Origin of the sequence: Devosia sp. ZB163 (assembly GCF_028613635.1) — a bacterium.
In the GTDB taxonomy this organism is placed as follows: domain Bacteria; phylum Pseudomonadota; class Alphaproteobacteria; order Rhizobiales; family Devosiaceae; genus Devosia_A.
In genome coordinates this window covers 552731-573947 of record NZ_JAQRMY010000004.1, presented here as the reverse complement: position 1 = coordinate 573947, position 21217 = coordinate 552731, and the positions used below count along the sequence as shown (strand labels likewise).

At 65.2% G+C, this 21217-nt stretch carries 19 protein-coding genes; 8 read left to right on the top strand and 11 right to left on the bottom strand.

What is annotated here, in order from left to right; all coding sequences use genetic code 11:
* Positions 1 to 14: 14 nt before the first annotated feature.
* Positions 15 to 1004 carry a taurine ABC transporter substrate-binding protein gene (gene tauA / locus PRN20_RS21090; protein ID WP_273959608.1) on the bottom strand — a complete coding sequence of 330 codons (990 nt, stop codon included), beginning with the start codon at positions 1002 to 1004 and terminating at the stop codon, positions 15 to 17.
* Between the two features lie 280 nt (positions 1005 to 1284).
* On the opposite strand from tauA, the gene PRN20_RS21085 reads away from it, so the two are divergent.
* Together PRN20_RS21085 and PRN20_RS21080 are read left to right on the top strand one after the other, a co-directional pair.
* Positions 1285 to 1731 carry an RrF2 family transcriptional regulator gene (locus PRN20_RS21085; protein WP_273959607.1) on the top strand — a complete coding sequence of 149 codons (447 nt, stop codon included), beginning with the start codon at positions 1285 to 1287 and terminating at the stop codon, positions 1729 to 1731.
* Positions 1732 to 1771: 40 nt separating this feature from the next.
* Positions 1772 to 3130 carry an FAD/NAD(P)-binding protein gene (locus PRN20_RS21080; protein WP_273959606.1) on the top strand — a complete coding sequence of 453 codons (1359 nt, stop codon included), beginning with the start codon at positions 1772 to 1774 and terminating at the stop codon, positions 3128 to 3130.
* On the opposite strand, the gene PRN20_RS21075 is transcribed toward PRN20_RS21080, so the two are convergent.
* The 4 genes from PRN20_RS21075 to PRN20_RS21060 form a co-directional block, all read right to left on the bottom strand.
* Entirely contained in the window at positions 3086 to 4201 is a 1116-nt protein-coding gene (locus tag PRN20_RS21075) for an alkene reductase (protein ID WP_273959605.1), read from the bottom strand. The genes PRN20_RS21080 and PRN20_RS21075 overlap by 45 nt on opposite strands.
* A 395-nt stretch (positions 4202 to 4596) precedes the next feature.
* Entirely contained in the window at positions 4597 to 5439 is an 843-nt protein-coding gene (locus tag PRN20_RS21070) for a carbohydrate ABC transporter permease (RefSeq protein ID WP_273959604.1), read from the bottom strand.
* Positions 5439 to 6371 carry a carbohydrate ABC transporter permease gene (locus tag PRN20_RS21065; protein ID WP_273959603.1) on the bottom strand — a complete coding sequence of 311 codons (933 nt, stop codon included), beginning with the start codon at positions 6369 to 6371 and terminating at the stop codon, positions 5439 to 5441. Before PRN20_RS21065 ends, PRN20_RS21070 begins: the two co-directional genes overlap by 1 nt.
* A 70-nt stretch (positions 6372 to 6441) precedes the next feature.
* On the bottom strand, positions 6442 to 7698 hold the full coding sequence (locus tag PRN20_RS21060; RefSeq protein WP_273959602.1) for an extracellular solute-binding protein: 1257 nt from the start codon (positions 7696 to 7698) through the stop codon (positions 6442 to 6444).
* 301 nt (positions 7699 to 7999) lie between these two features.
* Here PRN20_RS21060 and PRN20_RS21055 point away from each other — a divergent pair, with 301 nt between their 5' ends.
* The 3 genes from PRN20_RS21055 to PRN20_RS21045 are packed head-to-tail and all read left to right on the top strand — an operon-like array spanning position 8000 to position 10959.
* Complete coding sequence (locus PRN20_RS21055; protein ID WP_273959601.1) at positions 8000 to 9205, top strand: ROK family transcriptional regulator; 1206 nt, start codon at positions 8000 to 8002, stop codon at positions 9203 to 9205.
* An 11-nt stretch (positions 9206 to 9216) separates the two neighbouring features.
* Positions 9217 to 9861: a ThuA domain-containing protein gene (locus tag PRN20_RS21050; protein ID WP_273959600.1), complete on the top strand. Its 645-nt coding sequence runs from the start codon at positions 9217 to 9219 to the stop codon at positions 9859 to 9861.
* A 9-nt stretch (positions 9862 to 9870) separates the two neighbouring features.
* Positions 9871 to 10959: an ABC transporter ATP-binding protein gene (locus tag PRN20_RS21045; RefSeq protein ID WP_273959599.1), complete on the top strand. Its 1089-nt coding sequence runs from the start codon at positions 9871 to 9873 to the stop codon at positions 10957 to 10959.
* Positions 10960 to 11012: 53 nt separating this feature from the next.
* Here the strand turns inward: PRN20_RS21045 and PRN20_RS21040 are convergent, their stop codons facing one another.
* The 5 genes from PRN20_RS21040 to PRN20_RS21020 form a co-directional block, all read right to left on the bottom strand.
* The gene (locus PRN20_RS21040) at positions 11013 to 11837 is read right to left on the bottom strand and encodes a carbohydrate ABC transporter permease (protein WP_273959598.1); all 825 of its coding nucleotides are present in this window, start codon (positions 11835 to 11837) and stop codon (positions 11013 to 11015) included.
* Positions 11834 to 12778 carry a carbohydrate ABC transporter permease gene (locus PRN20_RS21035; RefSeq protein WP_273959597.1) on the bottom strand — a complete coding sequence of 315 codons (945 nt, stop codon included), beginning with the start codon at positions 12776 to 12778 and terminating at the stop codon, positions 11834 to 11836. The genes PRN20_RS21040 and PRN20_RS21035 overlap by 4 nt, the downstream gene beginning before the upstream one ends.
* A 2-nt stretch (positions 12779 to 12780) precedes the next feature.
* Positions 12781 to 14079, bottom strand: coding sequence for an ABC transporter substrate-binding protein (locus PRN20_RS21030; protein WP_273959596.1), 1299 nt, complete (start codon positions 14077 to 14079; stop codon positions 12781 to 12783).
* Between the two features lie 80 nt (positions 14080 to 14159).
* Entirely contained in the window at positions 14160 to 15329 is a 1170-nt protein-coding gene (locus PRN20_RS21025; protein WP_273959595.1) for a serine hydrolase domain-containing protein, read from the bottom strand.
* Positions 15326 to 16294 (bottom strand): glycoside hydrolase family 68 protein, encoded by a 969-nt coding sequence (locus tag PRN20_RS21020; RefSeq protein ID WP_273959594.1) that lies wholly within the window; start codon positions 16292 to 16294, stop codon positions 15326 to 15328. The genes PRN20_RS21025 and PRN20_RS21020 overlap by 4 nt, the downstream gene beginning before the upstream one ends.
* A 114-nt stretch (positions 16295 to 16408) precedes the next feature.
* Here PRN20_RS21020 and PRN20_RS21015 point away from each other — a divergent pair, with 114 nt between their 5' ends.
* Entirely contained in the window at positions 16409 to 17428 is a 1020-nt protein-coding gene (locus PRN20_RS21015) for a LacI family DNA-binding transcriptional regulator (protein WP_273959593.1), read from the top strand.
* Between the two features lie 151 nt (positions 17429 to 17579).
* On the opposite strand, the gene PRN20_RS21010 is transcribed toward PRN20_RS21015, so the two are convergent.
* A complete protein-coding gene (locus tag PRN20_RS21010; protein WP_273959592.1) occupies positions 17580 to 19061 on the bottom strand; it encodes an ABC transporter substrate-binding protein in 1482 nt (493 codons plus the stop codon).
* A 193-nt stretch (positions 19062 to 19254) separates the two neighbouring features.
* On the opposite strand from PRN20_RS21010, the gene PRN20_RS21005 reads away from it, so the two are divergent.
* Positions 19255 to 19956: a GntR family transcriptional regulator gene (locus tag PRN20_RS21005; RefSeq protein WP_273959591.1), complete on the top strand. Its 702-nt coding sequence runs from the start codon at positions 19255 to 19257 to the stop codon at positions 19954 to 19956.
* A gap of 63 nt (positions 19957 to 20019) precedes the next feature.
* A complete protein-coding gene (locus PRN20_RS21000; protein ID WP_273959590.1) occupies positions 20020 to 21171 on the top strand; it encodes a mandelate racemase/muconate lactonizing enzyme family protein in 1152 nt (383 codons plus the stop codon).
* Positions 21172 to 21217 lie beyond the last annotated feature (46 nt).

The following is a 21217-nucleotide window of genomic DNA, read 5'->3' as shown; positions in this document are numbered from 1 at the left end:
CATCGCCGGTTCGGTTACTGCGCGGCGGCCGCCGTCACGTAGCTGGCGTTCACGTAGGCCGAGTAGTCGGCCAGCGGCGCCGAAATCTTGCCCTGCGCGGCAAGGAAGGCCGCGGTGTCGGCAATCGCCTTGATCGTCGCGCCGCCGAGATAGTTCGGGCCGGCCTGGTCGGCGAGCGTCGGGAACACATAGCCCTTGAGCAGCGCCGGCACGTCCGCCGCATTGGCGCCGGTAAGCCTGGCGATATCAGCCGCCTCCTGCGAGTCCGCACCCCACTTGGCCGGGTCGGCGAGGTAAGCGGCATAGGCGTCGCCGGTCACCTTCACGAATGCCTTCACCACGTCCGGGTTGGCCTCGGCATAGTCCTTGCGCACGATCCACGCATCGAAGGTCGGTCCGCCCCATTCGGCCACATCTGTCGAGTCCGCCAGCACCGTGCCGCCGGTCGATTTGATCTGGCTCAGCACCGGATCCCACACATAGGCGCCGTCGATGTCACCGCGCTCCCACGCGGCCGCTATCTCTTGCGGCCGGAGGTTCAGGATCTCGAGGCTCGCCGGATCGATGCCCCAGTGCTTCAGTGCCGTCAGCAGCGAGTAGTGCGCGGTCGAAACGAACGGCGTCGCGATCTTCTTGCCCACGAGCTGGGCCGGATCGGTCACGCCCTTCACCGCCAGCGCTTCCGCCTCGGCAATGTTGCCCACGATGAAGATGGTCTCGATCGGCAGTTCCTGACTGGCCGCCGCGGTCAGCGGCGAGGAGCCGACATAGCCGATATCGATCGAGCCCGAAGCGATCGCTGCCACCACGTCGGCACCGCCGCCGAACTGGTTCCAGGTGATGTTTGCCCCCGTCGCCTTCTCATAAGCACCGGCAGCCTGCGGCACCCGGCTCGGCTCGACGATCTGCTGCCAGCCGATCTTCAGGTCCCCCCCCAGCGCGCTGCCCGACGTCAGCGCCACACCCAGCAGCAGCGCCGCTGCCGAAATCACCCTCTTGAGCATTCTTTTCTTCCTTCTGAACGGGCTCGCCCGAGTTCTGTCTGGAACAAATGCTATATGGTCTATAAAATCAGTCGAGATTTGCGCTTGCGAAGCACCGGGCCATAGCGGAACGGATTTCCTCCGGAGGCGCTTTGCGAAACACGGCTTCGCCGGGCGCAATGGCGCACCGCAACCGCCTCGAAGTCAGCGGCGCCGGCCCATGGAGCGCGGTCTCTCGCTTGTCGAGTAACTTGCTAGAACATATAAGCGGGGTAGTCGCCGAAGTTGGAAAATCGTTTCGATGCTCACCGCCAAAGGCAAGTACGGGCTCAAGGCCCTCGTGCACATGTCCCAGATGCAGCCGGGGCAACTTGCGCTCGCCACCGAGATGGCCGCGGCCAACAACATTCCCAAGAAGTTCCTCGATGCGATCCTCGGCGAACTGCGCAATGCCGGCATCGTGCAGAGCCGCAAGGGCAAGGGCGGCGGCTATCGCCTCGCGCGCCCGGCCGAGGAAGTGAAGGTCGGCGCCATCGTCCGCGTGCTGGATGGCCCGCTGGCCCCCATCCCCTGCGCCAGCCACACCCGCTACGAAGCTTGCGACGATTGCGACGTGGAGACCTGCCAGGTTCGCCACATGATGCTCGACGTCCGCAATGCCATTGCCGAAGTGCTCGACAAGACCACCCTCGCGCAGATGCGCGACATGGATGGCGACGTCCTGCCGCTGGAGCTTCGCACCGCCTAGCGGTCGCCTCCACGGCCCCCCTGCCGCGGAGGAAGTGCCGATGACGCAGCGCCTGTCCATCATCATCGTGGGAGGCGGCGCCAGCGGCGTGCTCCTCGCCGCCCACCTTCTGCGCGATTCGGCCATGGATCTGCGCGTCACCCTTATCGAGAAGCGCAGCGAGATCGGCCCCGGCGTCGCCTATTCGGCCCGCCAGCAGGACCACGTCCTCAACGTCGCAGCGCCCAACATGAGCGCTTACGCCGGCGATCCCGATCACTTCTGGCGCTGGCTGCACGAGCGTGGCCTCGTCGGCGAGGATCGCTTCGTCTTCGTCTCCCGCCGCCACTACGGCACCTATCTCGGCGATGTCCTGAAAGGCCTGGCGGACGATGGCCGCTTGCAGGTCGTTCACGCCACGGTCAGGCGCGTCGCCCCAGGCACCAACGGCGTCGAGGTCGTCCTCGATAGCGGCACCAGCATCCTCGGCCACGTCGCCGTGCTCGCCGTCGGCCACGAAGAACAACCCGCGCGAAGCAAGGGCATCGCCGTTCGCGTCGGCTCCAGCGCCGACACGCCCATCGATCGCGATGCCCCGGTGATGATCCTCGGCTCCGGCCTGTCGATGGTCGATGCCTGGCTCACTCTTTCGCAGGCCGAGCACCGCGGCCCCGTCACGGTCGTCTCGCGCCACGGCCTCCTGCCGCACAGCCATCGCCAGGTCGAAAAGGTCGAACTCGAGGCCGCCGATGTCCCCTTCGGCACCGGCCTGCGCTACTTCGTCGACTGGTTCCGCGACATCGTCGCCGAGTCCGCCGGCCGCGGCAGCGACTGGCGCGGCGTCGTTGATGCCCTGCGCCCGTTCAACCAGCGCATCTGGCAAGCCTGGTCACACGATGCGCGCGTCAGCTTCCTTGAGCATATCCGCCCCATCTGGAACATCCACCGCCACCGCCTTCCGCCCGACCTGCACCAGCGCCTCGCCGACGCCGTATCGACCGGCCAAGTGCAACTCATCGCCGGCAAGTTCCTCGATGTCCGCCGCGATGGCAGCGAAGTCGTTGCCACCGTCCGCCGCAAGGGCGTCGCCAATACCGAGGAGTTCCGCGTCGCCCGCGTCTACGATTGCGGCGGCGTCAGCGTCGATGTCGAGCAGTCCACCAATCCGGTCATCGGTCAGCTCGTTGCCGACGGCACCGCCCGCGCCGATCGCCTGCATATCGGGCTCGACGTCACCGAAGCCTGCGAGGTCATCGCCGTCACCGGCAGCCCTGCCGAACGCCTCTTCGCCATCGGGCCGCTCACCCGCGGCACCTTCTTCGAAATCGAGGCCATCCCCGACATCCGCGTCCAGTGCGCCGAGCTCGCAACCCGCCTATTCCGCAACGCCGACCGAGTCCTCGAACGGCGCTTGCACTAGCTTGGGATAATCCGTGTAGCCCTTCGACCCCGCGGTGTAGAACGTCGCCTTGTCGGCAACGTTCAGCGGCGCGCCCTGCCACCAGCGCTCGACCAGGTCCGGGTTGGCGAGGAAATCCTTGCCATAGGCGATCAGGTCCGCCTTCCCCTCGCGCAGCCATTTCTCGCCGGCCTCGCGCGAAAACCCTTCGGCGGCGATGAACGCCCCCTCGAAGATCTCGCGCAGATGCCGCGCCACTTCCGGCCGATCCGGCTTCTGCTGTGGGAACTCGACCACGTGCAGGTAAGCCAGCCGATAGTCGTTCAATCGCTCCACGAACCGGCTGAAGTGCCGGACCGGATCGGAGTCCGACATGCCCTGGAACGGGTTGGTCGGCGATAGCCGCACCCCCACCCGATGCGCCGGCCAGTGCTCCAGCGTCTGTTCAAGAATCTCCGCCAGGAACCCGAACCGGTTGTCCACCGAACCGCCATAGCTGTCGGTCCGCTGGTTCGTCCCGTCGCGCAGGAACTGGTCGATCAGGTAGCCGTTCGCGCCATGCACCTCCACCCCGTCGAAACCCGCCGCCTTGGCCCGCGCCGCCCCCTCGGCATAGTGCCGGATCGTGTCGCGCACCTCCTGCGTCGTCATCTCCACAGGCTCTGCAAACGGCACCGGACCGGTGGCCGTGTAGTGCACGCCCTCCGGCCGGATCGCCGATGGCCCCTTTGGCGCGCCACCGCCCTTTAGGTGCTCGGGCATCGCCGCGCGCCCCATATGGGACAGCTGCAGGAAGATCCGCCCGCCTGCCTTGTGCACGGCCTTGGTCACCCGCTGCCAGCCCTCGCCCTGCGAGTCGGTGAATATCCCCGGCCGCGTCGGCGTCTCGCCCACACTCAATGGATCGACCTCGGTCGATTCCGAAATGATCAGCGCCGCACCAGCCCGTTGCGCATAGTAGGCCGCCGCCAGCGGGCTCGGGATCTTGCCGTTCATGGCGCGCCGGCGCGTCATCGGTGCCATCACGATGCGATGCGGCAGGCTCAGGTCGCCCAGCCGGAATGGTTCGAAAAGTGGAGACTTGTTGGTCATACTGGAAACGATACGAGCCTCAGACCTCAGCGGCAACTTAATGCACTAGATTGATAGACTAATTTGAGTTGGTTCTTGGCTCAGCCGTTCTCTTGGCAGCGAACGTCGTTTCACCTGAGCAGGAAGCCGACGAGAGCCGCGGCGGTTTTGGGGCGACCGTAGGGGGCTCACGCGAGTTAGGCCTCCCCAGCCTGCTCCGTCTGGTCCGGTTTGCGTCAAATAGAGTTACGGCGCACTACTGATCCGAGCACCGACTCCTTCATTGCCGCCCTCCACAGGCACTTGGCGTCGGCCAGGTGGCCCTCCGTACGACCGACCACCGACGACGCTCCTCACGCTGCGCGATCGGCGCTTCACTGCCAGTGCTGTCACCCAGGGGACGACTCGGCTCGCCCTCACCCCTTGACCGCGCCACCCGTTAACCCCGAGATCACGTAGCGCTGGGCGAGGAGAAAGAACGCCATGGCGGGCAGGATGGACAGGGTCAGGAACGCCAGGATGCGTGGCCAGTCGGAACCGTACTGGCCCTGGAACTGCATGATCCCCAATGGCCAAGTGTACTTGGCCTCCGAGTTCAGAACGATCAGCGGTAACAGGAAGCTGTTCCAGCTGCCCACGAAGTTGAACACCCCAACCGTGGCGATGATGGGCAGGCAGAGCGGCAGGGTGATGTACCAGTAGATGCGGACATAGCCGCAATTGTCCATGCGCGCCGCGTCGATCAGCTCCTTGGGCAGCTCCTTGAAGAAGTTGTGGAACAGCAGCACGGCGAAGGAGATGCTGAACGCCACCTGCACGATGATGATGCCCCAATGGCTGTCGAGCATGCCGAGGTCGCGCATCTTGATGAACAGCGGCAGGATGCCGGTGGCAGCCGGGAACAGCAGGCCCAGCATCAGGTAGCCCATGACGAAGCGCCGGCCGAAGAACTTGATGTGCACCAGCGCGAAGGCGGTCATCGAGGCAACCAGGGTCGACAGCACCACCGTGCCGACCGCGATCAGCAGCGAGTTCCACAGCGAGGAAAAGTAGCGCGGTCCGCCCAGGATCTCGACGAAGCGCACGGGATCCCAGCTGGCCGGCAGGCCGAATGGATTGACCCGCAGCTCGCCGATCTCTTTGAAGCCGCCAAGCGCCGTGGTGTAGAACGGTACGATGACGAAGGCCGCGACGACGAGCAGCGTCAGCCACTGCAAGGCAGAAATCACCGGGCGGCGCTTCTTCGACGTGGTGGTCATCAGTTCTGCTCCACCTTGAACAGGATGCGGCGATAGGCCAGCGCCACGATCACGCAGGCGATGAACAGCAGCACGCTGACCGCTCCGCCGAACCCCAGCTTCATGCGCAGGATGCCGAACTGGTAGAGGAAGGTCACGATGGTGTGGCTGGAGTGCGAGGGGCCGCCATTCGACAGCGGAATGATCAGGTCGAACAGCTGCAACGCCCCGGTAATGGCGAAGAAGACCGAGATGACGATGGCCGAGCGGATCATCGGGATCTTGATGTGGCGCACGATCTGCCAGCGCTTGACGCCGTCGAGCCGGGCCGCTTCGATCACCTCGCTGGGGATGGCCTGCAGGCCCGCGATAAAGATCATCATGTGGAAGCCGAAATATTTCCAAGTGATCACCAGCATGATGGCCGGAATCACCCAGAACTTGTCGCCGAGGACGAAGGGCATCTGCACGCCGAGGCTGTCGCCGATCACCGGCAGCAAGCCGTAATTGCCGTCATAGACGAACTTCCAGATCAGCCCGGCCGCCACCTCGGCCAGCATGAAGGGCAGGAAGAACAGGGTGCGCAGCAGGTTGATGGGTATGGAGCGCTCGGCGAGCGCGATGGCGCACCACATGGCGAGCGGCAGCTGGATCAGCAGCGATACGGCCACCACGATCAGGCTGTTGCGCACGGCAGTGCCGAAATTGCGGTGCTTCAGCACATCGGCATAGTTGTCGAGGCCGACGAAATCCGTGATCGGGCCATAACCGTTCCAGCTGAAGAACGAGAATATGGCGGCGTCGACCATCGGCAGGACGACAAAGATGCTGAACAGAACCAGGGACGGGACCAGGAACAACAGCAGCGGCACGAGGCTCTTGCGCTCCATGTAGCGGCGCCGTCGTGCGGCAACGGTCGCTTCTCCACTGCCCGGGGCTGCGATGCTCGTCATTCTTGGCTCTCTTGGTCGGAAGCACTTGCAGAGGGCGACGGGCGGAATACGTTCCGCCCGTCGCGTGCTGTCAGAGGGACTCGTCGACCGCTTCCTTGATCAGCTCGGCCGCTTCGTCGGCGGCAATCGAGTTGGCGGCCAGCTCGGCGGAGACGTCATTGACGACGCCGCCTACGTTCGGCCCCAGCGCCTGATCGAAGAACAGGGCGTGCCAGTGCGCGCCACCGATGTTGCGGGCGATCTGCACCTTGAACGGATTGGTCATCCCGTCGGCGGCGCCCTTGGCGATCGGAATGTAGTAGGCGCCGTCGGCGTACTTCTTCTGCTGTGCGGCGGAGTTGAAGAACTCGACCCACTTCACCGCGGCATCCGAAGCGTTCTTGGAGAACAGGATACCCCCGAGGCCGCCCAGCGTGTCGGTCGGATCGCCCTTGCCGCCCTCGATGGTCGGGAACGGCAGGATGCCGAGCTGGTCATCCGGGATGCCCTGCTTGTTGGCCGAATTGTCCTTCATGGCGCCGTAGTCCCAATCGCCCATCAGGTGCATGGCGGCCTTGCCATCACCGAAATAGCCCGACGCATCGCCGTAGCCGGCGGCGAGGAACCCTTCCTGCCAGGGCTCGAGCTGTGCGAGCTGCAGGAAGTAGTCGCCGGCCTTGACGAAGTCCTCGCCGGCGAAGCCGTCGCCTTCACCGCGAGCAGCCGCGTTGAAGCCGTCCTGGCCGGCCAGCCGGACAACGAGCTTGGACCACCAGAAGTGCGCCGGCCACTTGTCCTTGCCGCCCAGTGCGAGCGGGGTGATGCCGGCATCCTTGAACTTCTGGACGGCCGCGAGGAACCCATCCCAGGTCGCAAGGGTGGCGGGATCGACACCGGCCTGCTCGAACAGAGCCTTGTTGTACCACAGCACCACTTCGCTCACGTCGCGCGCGACGCCATAGATATGGCCGTCGGGCGCCGTGAACGCAGACACGCCCGCCTGGCCCTGGTTGTCCTTGGCTTCCTGCGACAGCACATCCTCGACGGGACGCAGGAACCCGGCCTTGGCCTGCTCGTAGAACACGCCGCCGCCCCAGGAATGGAACACGTCGGGCGCATCGGCAGACTGCAGCAGTGTGGTCAGCTTGGCCTTGAAAGCCTCGTTCTCGAGGAACGGCAGCTCGACCTTGATGTCCGGGTTTGCCGCCATGAAGTCGGCAGCAATCTGGTTCATCAGTTCCACCTCGGCCGGGATGCTCGTGATGTGCAAGTGTTTCACGACGGTCTGGGCCTGCACCGGCAGCACCGCGGCCAGGCCGAGCATTGCGGCGAGCGCAATGTGCTTCATGGTTTCCTCCTGTTGGCGTGCGGCCGTGAAACCGTTGCGTCGGTCCCTCCCCTGCCGCAGTGGAAGCATTCCTTTGCTCACCACTTGCTACTTTTTACGCATCCCGTATTAAATAAACAAGAGGCACGTACCTCATTGATGCTGCGGGAAGCCAAGCCGTCATGTCATCCGGGGAAAATTGCAGCATGTTCAGTGCACTGCGCCAGGAACAGCCGCCGGAGCAGGCTTAGGCGACATGTTCACGCTTGATATTTCTTCGGATGCCGCACAAATGTCTCACGCCTCGCGCCGGAGACAAACCGTGGCCGTCAAAATCGCCGATCCGCTGCTTATGCGGGAGATCAACAAGTACCACGTGCTTGAAACCATCCGCTGCTACGGGCGAATTTCACGCGTCGAAATCTCGGAACAGACGCTGCTGAGCGGCACGACGGTATCGGCCATCACCGCGGCGCTCATCGAGGAAGGCCTGATCGAGGCCATTCACACCGCCCCCACCAATGATAGCCAGCGCGGCCGACCCAGGGTGCTGCTTGGCCTGGTTGCCGATGCAGCCTATGTCGCGGGCATCAAGATCTCCGAAACGCAGATGACTGCAACCATCGCCGACTTTCGGGGCGAAACGGTTGCCGTGCTGCAACTGCCGATCCGCCTTGCCCGTCAGCCGGCGGAGGTCATCGTGGACCTCATCGAGGATGCGCTGCGCGACTGTATCGCGAGGAGCGGCGTCGATGTCGGCCGGATCAAGGGTGTCGGCATCGGCGTGCACGGCATCGTCGATCCACGTTCCGGCCGTAGTCACGCCGGCCCGGTTTTCGGCGAGCGCGAGGTGCCGCTCGCCCAGATGCTCGAAGCCCGCATGGGGATGCCGGTCAAGATCGATAAGTCCGCGCACCTGGTCGCGCTGGCTGAGAGCTGGTTCGGCTACGCGCAGAAGGACCGGAGCTTTGCCGTCGTGACGCTCGACCGCACTGCGGGCCTGGGTCTGTGGATCGAGGAGGAGATCCATCGGGGGGCAAGTGGGCTCGGCCCCGCCTTCGGCCATACCAAGGTTGGCAACGAGGGTCGCCCCTGTATCTGCGGGCAGATGGACTGCCTGAACACCTACCTGACCGTCCCCGAGCTGGAAGCGGCTGTGGCGGGCGCCGGAAGTGGAGAACCGGCACGCAACGCGGCCGCAATGCTGACCGCCTTGGCAGAGAAGGCGGACGCCGGCGATCGGGCAGCCGCGCGGACCGTTGCCGTACACGCCGAGAAGCTCGGCCTGGGGCTGAGCCATGTGGTCAACCTCATCAATCCCGAAAAGATCATCGTCGCGGTGGATACGCCACGCTACGGGCAACTGCTCGAGCCGGCACTGCGCGAAAGCCTCATGGCTAACAGCTTTCCCGCCCACTGGGCGGCGACCAAGCTGATCTTTCACACACTCGACGACCAGATGTGGGCCCGCGGCGCGGCCGCCCTCATGCTGCGCGACATCTACAGCGCGCCTTGGACGGCCGCATAAGGGAGGGTTCTATGGGCAAGAAGGCCTTGATCGTTTGGGGCGGATGGGACGGGCACACCCCGGAACGATCCGCGGGCATCGTTGCCGACCTCTTGGGGCGGCACGACTTCGAAGTGACGGTCGATTCCACCACCGAGGCATTCGCTGACGAACGCCTCGCCGAGTACGACCTGATCGTGCCCGCCATCACCATGTCGCGAATCGAGAAGGAAGAGCTGACCAACCTCCTCGCCAGCGTGCGCGCCGGCACTGGCGTGGCCGGGTTTCACGGGCTCATGTGCGACAGCTTCCGCAACGAGCCGGACTACCAGTTCATGACTGGCGGCCAGTGGGTGGCGCATCCGGGGAACATCATCGACTACACCATCCAGGTGACCCGGCCGGACGACCCGATCATGCAGGGGATCACCGATTTCCCGTACCGCTCCGAGCAGTACTACATGCACGTGGACCCCTCCATCGAGGTGCTGGCAACCACGACGTTCAAGGGCGACCTGTTCGACGAGATCGATGGCGTGGTGATGCCGGTTGCCTGGAAGCGCCGCTTCGGCAAGGGCCGCGTCTTCTATTCATCGCTGGGCCATGTGGCGGACGAGTTCGCGGTGCCGCAGATGGCAACCATGTTCGAGCGCGGGGCGCTCTGGGCAGCACGTTAGGGGGATCAAATGGCCGAACTGCAACTGCGCGGAATCAACAAGAACTTCGGTGCCGTCCAGGTCATCCACGATGTCGATCTCGATGTCGGCGACGGCGAGTTCGTCGTTTTCGTCGGCCCTTCGGGCTGCGGCAAGTCGACCCTGTTGCGCACCATTTCGGGGCTGGAGGATCCCTCGTCGGGAAAGGTGATGATCGGCGGCGAGGACGTCACCGATTTTGACCCCTCCGAGCGCGGCGTGGCTATGGTGTTCCAGTCCTATGCGCTCTACCCGCACATGACCGTGGAGCAGAACCTCGGCTTCGGCTTGCGCATGGGCGGAATGGCCAAGGACCAGGTCGCCGAACGCGTGACGGCCGCCGCTCGTATTCTCGAGCTCGACGAACTCCTCGGCCGCAAGCCGCGCCAGCTGTCGGGCGGGCAGCGCCAACGCGTCGCCATCGGTCGCGCCATCGTGCGTCAGCCCAAGGCCTTCCTCTTCGATGAGCCGCTATCCAACCTCGATGCCGAACTGCGCGTGCAGATGCGCATCGAGATCGCCAAACTGCATCAGCAGCTCGGCGCCACCATGGTCTACGTGACCCATGACCAGGTCGAGGCGATGACGCTGGCCGACCGCATCGTGGTGCTCCGCGCCGGCAGGATCGAGCAGCAGGGCACACCGATCGAGCTCTACGACGATCCGGACAATCTGTTCGTCGCCGGCTTCATCGGTTCACCGCGGATGAATTTCCTCGATGGCATCGTGACCGGCACCAACGATCGCGGCGTCACGGTTTCCCTGACGTCGTTCGACGCTCCGGAACTGCAGATCCGCTGCCGCGGCAAGGGGGCAGGCGTCGGTCAGAAGGTCAGCGTGGGCATCCGCCCCGAGCACTTCACCGAGGCCCTGCCGGACGGCGGTGCGCTGGCAGCGACCGCGCAGGTGGTGGAGCAGCTTGGCGGCGTGTCCTACGTCTACGCAGTCGGCAAGGACGGCGAAACCAAGGTGACCATCCAGCAGAAGGGTCACGCGCGGATCGCGGCCGGCGCATCGATCAGCGTCGGTATCGAGCCCAACGCAGCGCTGGCATTCGACGCCGGCGGACTGCGGCTGTAGCAGGCGGGTCCCGTCCAGCGGCCATTCCCGTCTTGAGCTGAACGGCGCGCCGTTCAGCCCTTCACTGCGCCCTGCAACAGCGCCGCCACGAACTGCCGCTGGAAGATCAGGAAGATCGCGATCGTCGGCGCAAGGATCAGCAGTGCGCCGGCGCAGAGCAGCGGGATATCGGTGCCCCATTGCCCCTGGAAAGCACCGAGCGCACCGGCCATCGTACGTTGCAGCGGATCCTGCACCAGCACTACGGGCAGCAGGAACTGGTTCCAGGTCCAGAGGAACTGCAGGATGGCGAGCGACATGATCGCCGGCCGGGCCAGCGGCACGTGCACAAGCCAGAACTGCTTCCACTCGCTGGCGCCGTCGATCTGCGCTGCCTCGGACAGCTCCTTGGGCGTGTTCACGAAATGCGTGCGCATCCAGTACACGCCGAACGGCATGTAGAGGCCGATCAGTGGCAGGATGATCGCGAAGCGGGTGTTGAGCAGGCCGAGCGCCTTGATCTCGTAGTAGAGCGGCGTGATCACCGCCTCGAATGGCAGGGTCAGGCCCAGGACGAACACCAGATAGAACCAGCGCCCGCGGCCCTTGTCGAACTTGGCGAGGCCATAGCCCGCCATGGTCGCGAACAGCACGCTGAGCGGTACGGTGCCGACAACGATCAGCAGGCTGGAGAGCAGCAGCTCATCCATCTTGGCGACTTCGAACGCCTTGGCGAAGTTTGCCCATTGCGGATCGGCCGGCCAGGCGAGCCCCGGCGGATAGCTGCCCGAGGGCGCCAGCGCCGCGCTGAACATGCTGAGAAACGGCAGCAACGTCAGCGCCATGAGCACCACGATGAGCAGACGTGCCAGCGCCGCGTCGAGAGTAAGGCCCTTCATCGACGCACCCTCGTCAGCCACTGGATCGGCAGCACGCAGACCAGCACCAGCACCATCAGGAAAATGGCCAGCGCCGAGGCAAGACCAACCTGCCGGTGCGCGAAGGCGAGCCGGTAGATCTCGAGCCCCGGCACGGTGGTCTGGATGCCGGGTCCGCCGCCGGTGGCGATGTAGACGATATCGAAGCTGGCGAGCGCGGCGATCACCGTGACGGTGACGCAGACGCCGAGCTCCTGCCGCAGCCCCGGCAGAGTGATGTAGAGGAACTCGTCCCACGCGCCGGCGCCGTCGAGCCGCGCCGCCTCATAGAGGCTGGGATCGATCTTGGTGATGCCTGTGACCAGCAGCATGGTGCAGAGGCCGAGCAGCACCCAGGCGCCGATAATGCCGACCGCGGGCAGCGCGAAGGTGAAATCGCCAAGCCAGCCGCGAGCCAGGGCCTCGAGCCCGATGCCGCGCAGAGTCTGGTTCACCACACCGGAATTGGCGAACATCCAGCTCCAGGCGATACCGGCTGCGACCAGCGGGATCACCTGCGGCAGGAACAGGATGGTGCGTGTCACGGTGCCGAACGGCCCGCCCAGATGCTCGCGGATCGCCGCCGCGACCGCCAGCCCCAGCACCACGGGGATCAGGGTGAACCATGCCGCCAGCAGGAAGGCGTTGCCGATCACCTGCAGCAGATCGGAGTCGGTGAGGACGATCAGGTAGTTGTTGAGCCCGACGAACCGCATCTTGCCGATGCCGTCCCAGCGCTGCAGCGAGTAGAACACCGACATGCCCAGCGGCACTAGCACGAACGCCGCGTACATGATGAAGGCAGGCGCCGCGAACAGCAGCGCGACAATAGCCGCCTGCCGGTCGAAGCCGCGGCCGCGCCGCCGCGACTTGGCCGGGGCAGCCTGCGCTGCCCCGGCGATCTGGTTGGCTCTGTTGGTCAAGGTCAGCGCGACAGCTCTTTTTCGTACTCGGCCTGCACGGCCTCGATCAGACCCTTGCCGGTCTGCACGCCGCCGACCAGCTTCTGCAGCTCGGGCGTCCAGCCTGCCGCAAAGATCGCACCGGTGGCGTTGGCGATGAAGTCCATCGCGCCGTTTTCGGTGGCAACGACGTTGCCGGCGGCGAGTGTCGCCTCGGTCACCGAGCCCGGTGTGACGGCAGGGATCGGCAGGTCAGCCGGACCGCCCGGGTTGGAGCCGCCGACTTCGACGTTGATCTTGCGGGCCTGTTCGTTGGTGGCGACCCAGTCGAGGAAGAACGCGGCACAATCCTTGTTCGCTGCCTTGGCGCCGATACCGAAAGTGAGCGGCGCCGACATCGCGGCGTGGCGGCCACCGGCCTCGACCGGCGGCATCAGGAAGAAGCCGAACTTGCCTGCGAAGTTCTTGTCGAGATTGCCCGACTCCCAGTCGCCGTTGAACATGAACAGCCCTTCGCCGCCCGTGAACCGGCTCATCATCTGGAAGTACTCGATGGCGTTGGTGTCGGCGGCGAAGTAGCCGGACTTCACCCAGTTCTCGAGATGCTCGGCGGCCTTGACGTTGGCCTCGGTGTTGATGGTTGCGCCGTCCTTCTGGAAGATCCAGTCATTGATGGGCTCGGGCGGGCCATAGGAGCCCATCAGGTCCTGCAACGGGAAGGCGAGGCCGCCGGTCCCCTTGTTGAACTGCATGATCGGGACGATACCCGCGTCCTTCGCCTTCTGCATCAGCGCGTCGAGCTCGGCCAGCGTCTTGGGCGCCTCGGTCATGCCGATCTTGGCGGCCAGCTCCTTGTTGTAGAAGACGCCGGTCATCGAATAGTTGAGACCCATCGCCCACAGCGAACCGGCGCCGCGCGGGCGGCCGCCCTCTTCGACGCGCAACTGGATCAGCTGGCTCGGCGGGAACTTGTCCCAGCCGAAATCGGTGAAGTAGCCGTCGAGATTGGCAAGCAACTCGTTGGCGACCAGGTCGCTCATCGACGGCAGGCGGATCAGGTCGGGCGCATTGTCCTCGGAGAGGATGCGCGGCGAGTTCTCCATCATGTTGGCGAACTGATCTTCCTTGATGTCGAAGGTCACGTTCGGGAACTGCCTGGTGAACTCCTCAGCCAGCTTGCTGGGCAGCGGGAAGCCGGTCTCGAAATAGGCGTTCATCACCACCGGATCGGCGCCGCAGGTGGGAGCGGCCATAGCCGTTCCGGTGAGCGCGGCAGCGGTCAGCACCGCGAGGCCAGCGGCGTTCAGATGTCTAAGCTTCATGTTCATTCCTCCTCCAGTGATGCGTTCAGCATTCCGTTTGCTTTTGCTAAATGGATTTAGCACCAGACCCACGATCCTCGTCAAGAGGCTCCGAGCAGCTGGCGCAGCGTATCGACCAGCGCGGTGCCGCGGTTGTCGCCGGGACCCCGCATCCAGTTGGTAATGAAGGCAAATCCGACGCGATGCCGCGGATCGGCGAACGCCACCTGCCCGCCCGCGCCGTCATGGCCGAAGCTCTCCACGGTGAGAAAACGCCTGGCCTCCGAATCGAGCTGGAAGCCCCTGCCCCAGCGCGCATAGGGCGGCTCGGCCGGAAACACCGGCGCGCCCTCGCTCACGGTTGCCGTCGCCCGCTGCAACACATCCGCCGAGGCCAGCCTGACGCCGCGCGTCTCGGTGACCGCCGCCGACCAGATCGTGGCCAGGGCTTCCGCGGTGGCGATGCCGCCGGCACCGGGGATCTCAGCCTGCTGGACGCGCCGATCGTTGAAGCCTCCGTCACTGGTGACGAGGGCCGCCGGCAGCGCCCGCCCCAGCGTCATGGCGCGGTAGGGCCAGTTGATCTCGCCGGCTGCAGCCTTCGCGGCATCCGCCACCCACAGGTCAGCGAGTTCGGGCGCCACCTGCAGGTGCGCGACATTGCCGCGTGACGGCGGCAGGCCGATCCATGCTTCGGCCCCGAGCGGTGCAATGGTCTCGCGGAGATAGGCTCCGGGCGATTGCCCGGTCACCCGCCGGACCAGCTCGCCGGCCAGCCAGCCATGGGTCAGTGCGTGGTAGGCGTAGCCCTCGCCGGGCGGCCACAAGGGGGCCTGCGCCGCGAGCTTCGAGGTCGCCGCGTCCCAATCGAGGATGTCGGCGAGCTCGAAATCCTCGCGTGGCGCCGAGAGCCCGGCGCGATGGCCCAGCGCCTCCGACACCGTCACGGCGCCCTTGCCCGCGGCAGCGAATTCCGGCCAGTAGCGAGCAACTGGAGCGCCGTAGTCGAGACGCCCCTGCTCCACCAGCCGCGCCACCAGCAGCGACATCAGGCCCTTGGTGCACGAGAAGATCACCGAGGCGGTGTCGTGTTCCCAGCCCCGCCCGTCGCGTTCGTCGGCGATGCCGCCCCAGAGGTTCGCCACCAGCTCGCCCTCCACCAGGATGGCGAGCGCCGCGCCCATGCTCGGCACGCCGTCGAACGCAGCCTCGAACACGGTGCGGATCGGCTCGTAGCCGGGGGCTACGGTCCCAGCGATCGAAACGCTCATGACTGCGCCTCCAGTTCGAGCCTGGGCATCCCGTCGGCGTCGCGGCCGAGCGTCACCGGCAGCGGATCGGAAATGGAGCCGGCAAACACGCCGTCCGCCTGGACGTTGTTGAACGCCAGCAGCACCGCCCGACCGTTGCGGTCGTTGGCGATACGTCCGGCATAGAGTTCCTCGGGCACCAGCAGGCTTGCCCGGTCGATCGGATAGGGTCCGAGTTCCGATGGAACAGCGACCGACCATATGCCGCCCTTCTGGCCGGCGAGCCGGCCAGAGAGCTTGGGGCTGTCGCAGCAGAAGATCAGGTGCAGCGTGCCTTCGACGGTGACGATCTGCGGCACTTCGATATGGGCGAAGCCGCCGTTGATTTCGCTCAGCGCTGGCTGCACCTGCCAGGTCTGCATATCGGCCGAGGTCGCATGGCCGACAACGCCGCGCTCCTCGACTGCGCCATTGTTGGCACGCGCAGTGATCAGCATATGCCACAGGCCATCCTCGCCCTGGAACACCCAGGGGTCGCGGAAAGCCTCTTCGGGCCAGGCCGAAGTGCCCAGCGTCTCGTAGTTGGCGGGGTCGGCCACGGCAATTGGACCCGCCTGCTTCCGCCAGGCAAAGAGGTCGTCTGACACCGCCATGCCGATCGTCTCGACATTGGCATTGCTCGAGGGCGAGAGGAAGCGCGAGCCGGTGTAGTAGAGCCGCCAGAGCCCATCGCCACCGCGCACCACGCTGCCGGTCCAGGTGGCGGTGTCGTCGAAGCTGCCGGCTGGGCCGGTTTCGAGGATCTGGCCGTGGTTCTGCCAGTTGATCAAATCGCGCGAGGTGGCGTGGCCGATGCGGGCGTTGCGGTGCCGGAGATCCGGATTTCCCAGCGCGTGCGGCGCGTGCAGGTAGAAGATATGATAGTCGGCGCCGTCGTCGGCCAGCCAGAAATCCCAGACCCAATGGTCGGGCAGTGAAAAAGCCATCGCTTTCAACCCCTCGAACTTGCTAAATGGATTTAGCAGGCAGTGTGGGCCGCGCCAAGTTGTCAAATCGCCCGCGGCCCTTCTATGTAGAAACCTACGGAAAAAGCTGGAGCCATGGCGGGATTGTCGAAGAAGCGCGTTACCCTCGCCGATGTCGCAAGGCTCGCCGGCCTTTCGTCGGCCGCCGCTTCGATGATCCTGACCGGTCGTCCTGATACGCGGCTCTCGGCCGAGGCGCATCGGCGCGTCCATGAGGCGGCGGCGCAGTTGGGCTACCGCCCGAACCTCGCGGCCCAGGCGCTGCGCACCGACAAGACCCGAACCATCGCCTTCATCTCCGACTACGTCGCCACCACCCGCTATGCGAACGGCCTGATCCGCGGCGCCCTCGCCGCCGCGCAGGAGGCTGGTCACGTGCTGCTGCTGCTCGAAACCGGCGGCGGACCCGACCGCGAAGTCCAGGCCATCGAGGCCGCCCTCGACCGCCAGGTGGACGGCATCATCTTCGCTGCCATGCGGGCCCGCGAGATCTTCGTGCCGACGTTGCCGGCGGCAACGCGCGTGGTGATGCTCAACGGCACCAGCAGCCGCTTCCCGCTGTCGGTGCTGCCCGATGAACTGACAGGCGGCCGTACCGCGGTAGAACTGCTGGTCGCGGCGGGCCATCGCGATGGCATCGCCCTCGTTGGTCACAACAAGGTCGCCGAGCAAGGGCTGTTCCGCTCGGAAACCGTGGCGCGGCGCATCGCCGGCATCCACGCGGCGATGGACGAACATGGGCTCGATTTTGCTGTCGAGGAGAGTTGCTGGGAATGGGAGCCGCAGCACGGCTTCGAGCTGACGCGCAAGATCCTGGCGCAGCAACCGGACGTAACGGCCCTGCTCTGCCTCAACGACCGCCTCGCCTTCGGCGCGTACCAGGCGGTTGCCGAGGCGGGTCGGTCTGTTCCGGGCGACATTTCCATCGTGGCCTTCGACAATGACGAGGTCGCGGGCTACCTGCGTCCGGGGCTGACCACCGTTGCCCTGCCGCACGAGGAGATGGGCAGAGCCTCGGTCCGCCTGCTGCTGTCGCCCGACACCAGCGGCGAACACCTGATCCCGATGCCGGTCATCGTCCGCGCCTCGATCTGATCGGAAGGCCTGGAGCACCATCGGCAAGAGACTGCTCAGGGCACCGGATCAACCGAACCATTGGTTCCCGTCAACGGCCGGAAGACCTCGAATTGTGGGATTTTCCGGATCGGCGCGGGCCGGGCAATGTGCGCGGCCCGCGCCATGATCTTTAGAGCCCGCCGCCGCCGTGCAACTTGCGCACTTTTTCGACGGCGTCCTTGGCGGCCTGTTCGACCGTCATGGTGCCGGTGAGGGCGTTCTGCAGCATGTCGGGGACGATGATGTTCATGATCTCGGGCGCCTCCGGCAGCGCCGGGAACGGGATGCCGTTGGGCAGCATCGAGGTCGTCACATCGAGGAACTTGATGGTGTCGAGGCGCTCCTTCATCCACTCCGTCTTGAAGCCGTTGACATTGCCCGGGTTGGACCCAGCCCAGGCGAGCTTCAGCGACCATTCGGGGCTGGTCCACATGCAGATCAGCGCCTTGGCAGCGGGTTCGTCGACCTTGCCGCCCTCGACATATTCCGATTTGACGATGTGGATGTTGGAGCCGCCGAAGACCACGGCGCGCTTGCCGTCCGGCCCAGTCGGGATCAGCCCGTAGCGCATGTTCTCGAGCACCGAGTCAGCCACCGCCTTGTCGGCGCCGGTTGCCGTGCCGGCGAGTTCGACCATCCGCGCATACTCGGATGGATGCGAGATCATCATGCCCAACTGACCCGAGATGAACGGCGCCTGGTTCTCGCCCTGCGTGTTGGTCAGCGCCGAAACCGGCACCGACTTGTCGCGCACATACATGTCGTAGGAAGCCTGCAGCGAGCGGATGCTCTCCGGACTGTCGAGCCGGATCTCGCCGTAGGTCGGGTTTGCGTCGGCCTCGTCGAACACCCCGCCGCCGTAGCCCCAGAGCTGCGGCATGTAGCGATAGGGTGTGTTGCCCGCGTTCTGCTTGGCCACCATGCCGTAGCCGGCGATGCCCAGCTTGTCGTGGATCTGCTTGGAATATGCGACCACGTCGTCCCACGTGGCGGGCGGATTGTCTGGGTCGAGCCCTGCCCGCTTGAAGATGTCGGCATTCCAGATGAACGCCATCGTCTCGTTGTTGGTGGGAATGCCGTAGATCTTGCCGTCCCAGGTCACCGCCTTCATGGCGCCCGGCCAGAAGTCATCGGGCTTGTAGCCGACGTCCTCGGGCTTCAGCTCTTCGAGATAGCCCTTGGCCGCGAACTCGGTACCGCCGAGAATCTGCAGGCGGATCGTCATCGGGGCGGAGTTGCCGAGCAGTGCGGTGCGGAACTTGTCGAGCAGTTCGTTGTAGGTAATGCCCTGCTCGGTGAGCTCGATATTGGGATAGGTGGCGCGGAACGCCGCGAAGAAATCGCGGTAGTTGTCGCGCATGATCTGCGGGTCGGCTTCGAAGATCCCCTGGTACCAGAAGGTCAGCTTGCCCTTGTAGTCGGTCGGGGTGACCGAGTTGCAGTGACCGACGGTGTCGAACGTTTCCGTTCCGGCGATCGAACGCACATATTCGGGCGACCATTTGCTGATGTCGATGCCTTCTGCGAGCGCCGTCGAGGCCAGAAGACTCGTGGCCAAGGCAGCCGACAGCACGCCGTGCGCAAGCGCACGGCCAGTTCCGTGTTCTGACATGAATTCCTCCTCCCATCCGCGTCCTGCGCCCCTCGCGCAGTCGAGAATGCCTGCCGGCAACCGGCCGGTTACGCAATTAACGCCCGGATTTCGGCACAGGCAACCGGAATTTTGCAAAATCCTGGCCGCCTCTCTGGAAATCAGCGCAAGAAACCGGCAAAGCTGACGCGTGCACACGAAGAGATCGAAACCGATGAGTGAGTTCAGGGCCCGGCCGCCTGTAGGAATCGACCCGACCGGCGTGTCGGAAGAAGGCGCCGCGGTCTATGACCTGATCCGGGACGACATCATCTCCGGCCGTCTCGAAGCCAACTCCCGGCTGGTGGTGGCTGAGCTATCGGTACGGCACAACTCTCCGGCCAATGCGGTGCGGGAGGCGCTGCAGCTGCTCCGCTCGCAAGGGTTCGTGCTGATCGTTCACAACAAGAGCGCCCGCGTTCGTCCGATCGACCAGGATCTCGTGCGCGACGTCTACGAGATCGGCGTCTTGATCGAGCCCTCGATGGTGCGCTGGTTCGTCGACATGGCGACCCCGGCCGACATCGCCGAACTCGAGCGCATCCAGCACCAGATCGAGGCCAACAATTTCACCGACCCGATCCTGCACAGCGAGCTCGACACGCAGTTTCACACCGTGATGTACGAGCGCCACTACAACCACCTCGCGGCGGAGCTGTGGTGGCGACACCGCGAAATCCTGCGCGCCCTCGGGCGACGCTACAATTTCACGCTGTCCCGTCGCGCCCAGGTGCTGCGCGATCACCGCGATCTGATCCGGCTGGTCAAACAAGGCGACGCGACGAGCGCGGCGACGCTGATTGCCCAGCACGTCGATGGCGCCGGCCGACACGTCCTCGAGCAGATGCGGGCGGCCAGCTCGGCGCGTGCCGGCTGAGAGGTAGAATTTCGCATGCGCAACTATCGCGACATGCACATAGCCATTTGAGGGAGGCAGCAGATGAAGATCACGGGCGTTCGGCCCTGGCTGGTCAAGGCCAGCAGCTCGTATTGGGGTGAATACCTGTTCGTCGAAGTGACGACCGACGAGGGGGTTTCGGGCTGGGGCGAGATTACCTCGACCACCAGGATCGCCAACCGGGCGCTTTGTGCCATCCTCAAGCAGGTGGGCGGCCAGATCGCCGGCGAGGACCCGAGCCAGATCGAACGGCTGTGGCACAAGCTGTTCCGCAGCTTCACCTATATGGGCAGCCGCGGCGCCGCCTGCGAATGCGTCAGCGCCATCGACATCGCGCTGTGGGACATTCGCGGCAAGGTACTCGGCCTGCCGGTCTACGAACTGCTGGGCGGCGCGGTGCGCGACGAGATCTCGCTCTACACCCACCCCGACCAGAGCAAGTTCACCTCCGACGCGGGCGTGGTGGCCGAGATCACCGACATCGTGAAGTCGGGCCACAAGGCGCTGAAGTTCGACCCCTACCCGCACCAGCGCGGCGGGGCGGAGCAGCGCGACGGCTATCTCGATGGGATGATGAGCCGGGCCAACGAACGCAAGGCCGCCGACCTCACCGCCCTGATCCGCCAGACCGCCGGCCCCGACGTCGAAATCCTGATCGATGCGCATGGCCGCTTCGACGTGCCGACGGCGATCCGCCTCTGCCGCTCGCTCGAAGAGGCCGGGCAGATCGACTGGTTCGAGGAGCCGGTGCCGCCCGAGAGCTATGGCGCATTGCAGCAGGTGCGCGAGAAGGTGAATGCCGCCATCTCGGTGGGCGAGCGGGCCCACACCAAGTGGGATTTCGTGCCGATCCTCGAAAACAAGCTCGCCGACTACATCATGCCCGACGTCACCTGGACCGGCGGCATCACCGAGCTGAAGAAGATCGCGACGCTGGCCGAGGCCTACTACGTCCCGATCTCGCCGCACGATGCCGGCGGGCCGATCAACGTGCTCGCCGGTGCCCACGTGATGATGACGGTGCCCAACTTCTATCGGCTCGAAACGTCGCGCTGGGACCTCAGCGGCTACAACGAGCTGATGCACACGCGGCTCGACAACTCCAACGGCGCGCTGAAGCTGCCACGCGTCCCGGGCCTCGGCATCGAGCTGAATCGGGATTACCTCGAGGCCAACGAGATCAAGACGGCCTAGGCCGCCCATCGCACAGTCGCTCCAAGCAACAGCCATTCCCCGGGGG

Coding starts and splice junctions, on each gene's coding strand:
- tauA (WP_273959608.1), bottom strand. CDS start 1,004: ATGCTCAAGAGGGTGATTTCGGCAGCGGCGCTGCTGCTGGGTGTGGCG.
- PRN20_RS21025 (WP_273959595.1), bottom strand. CDS start 15,329: ATGAGCGTTTCGATCGCTGGGACCGTAGCCCCCGGCTACGAGCCGATC.
- PRN20_RS21010 (WP_273959592.1), bottom strand. CDS start 19,061: ATGTCAGAACACGGAACTGGCCGTGCGCTTGCGCACGGCGTGCTGTCG.
- PRN20_RS21030 (WP_273959596.1), bottom strand. CDS start 14,079: ATGAAGCTTAGACATCTGAACGCCGCTGGCCTCGCGGTGCTGACCGCT.
- PRN20_RS21040 (WP_273959598.1), bottom strand. CDS start 11,837: ATGAAGGGCCTTACTCTCGACGCGGCGCTGGCACGTCTGCTCATCGTG.
- PRN20_RS21050 (WP_273959600.1), top strand. CDS start 9,217: ATGGGCAAGAAGGCCTTGATCGTTTGGGGCGGATGGGACGGGCACACC.
- PRN20_RS21085 (WP_273959607.1), top strand. CDS start 1,285: ATGCTCACCGCCAAAGGCAAGTACGGGCTCAAGGCCCTCGTGCACATG.
- PRN20_RS21080 (WP_273959606.1), top strand. CDS start 1,772: ATGACGCAGCGCCTGTCCATCATCATCGTGGGAGGCGGCGCCAGCGGC.
- PRN20_RS21005 (WP_273959591.1), top strand. CDS start 19,255: ATGAGTGAGTTCAGGGCCCGGCCGCCTGTAGGAATCGACCCGACCGGC.
- PRN20_RS21045 (WP_273959599.1), top strand. CDS start 9,871: ATGGCCGAACTGCAACTGCGCGGAATCAACAAGAACTTCGGTGCCGTC.
- PRN20_RS21015 (WP_273959593.1), top strand. CDS start 16,409: ATGGCGGGATTGTCGAAGAAGCGCGTTACCCTCGCCGATGTCGCAAGG.
- PRN20_RS21020 (WP_273959594.1), bottom strand. CDS start 16,294: ATGGCTTTTTCACTGCCCGACCATTGGGTCTGGGATTTCTGGCTGGCC.
- PRN20_RS21060 (WP_273959602.1), bottom strand. CDS start 7,698: ATGAAGCACATTGCGCTCGCCGCAATGCTCGGCCTGGCCGCGGTGCTG.
- PRN20_RS21000 (WP_273959590.1), top strand. CDS start 20,020: ATGAAGATCACGGGCGTTCGGCCCTGGCTGGTCAAGGCCAGCAGCTCG.
- PRN20_RS21065 (WP_273959603.1), bottom strand. CDS start 6,371: ATGACGAGCATCGCAGCCCCGGGCAGTGGAGAAGCGACCGTTGCCGCA.
- PRN20_RS21075 (WP_273959605.1), bottom strand. CDS start 4,201: ATGACCAACAAGTCTCCACTTTTCGAACCATTCCGGCTGGGCGACCTG.
- PRN20_RS21070 (WP_273959604.1), bottom strand. CDS start 5,439: ATGACCACCACGTCGAAGAAGCGCCGCCCGGTGATTTCTGCCTTGCAG.